Origin of the sequence: Gordonia sp. ABSL11-1 (assembly GCF_030315685.1) — a bacterium.
In the GTDB taxonomy this organism is placed as follows: domain Bacteria; phylum Actinomycetota; class Actinomycetes; order Mycobacteriales; family Mycobacteriaceae; genus Gordonia.
In genome coordinates this window covers 1-573 of the sequence record NZ_JASXSI010000102.1, presented here as the reverse complement: position 1 = coordinate 573, position 573 = coordinate 1, and the positions used below count along the sequence as shown (strand labels likewise).

The 573-nt window shown below is 65.3% G+C and carries 1 protein-coding gene; it reads left to right on the top strand.

Annotation, left to right across the window (positions count from 1 at the left end; translation table 11 throughout):
- The coding region (locus QSJ19_RS26625; RefSeq protein ID WP_286324065.1) for a DUF222 domain-containing protein at nt 1-573 on the top strand (573 nt) is incomplete at both ends.

The following is a 573-nucleotide window of genomic DNA, read 5'->3' as shown; positions in this document are numbered from 1 at the left end:
TCTCCCTCGCCGTGGCTGAATCTGCCGGCGTCGTTCACTGGTGAGGTGTTCGGTGACGAGGTGTCCGATCCTGACCGGGTGGATGTCAGCGCCCTGGTGGGGTCGATGGCGGCCACGACATTCGGCCGTTCGTATCTGGCGTGGCACAACTATCAGGTGGCTGCGGAGTTGCATCGCCGTTTGGTCGGTGACCGCGGTGATCACGACTTCTTGCTGGTCGACGGGTTCGCTGATTGTGCGACTCGTGTGTCGGTGGCGTTGGCGATCACCCAGCACGCCGCCGAACAGTTGTTGCATCAGGCGGTGGCGTTGCGTGATCGGTTGCCGCAGGTGGCGCAGCGGTTGCGGGAGGGCCGCATCTCGCCGGAGCGGGTGATCGCGGTGATCTCACGGACGGATTTGATCGACGGCGCCGACTGTGCCGCCGAGGTCGATGCCCAGATCGCCGCCGAGTTGGATCTGCATGATGGGGCGTGGTCGGCCGAACGGTTACGTGACATGGTCGATCGGATCGTGTATCGCCATGACCCGGATGCGGTGCGTGAACGTCGCCGCCGCGCGGTGGATGCCCGC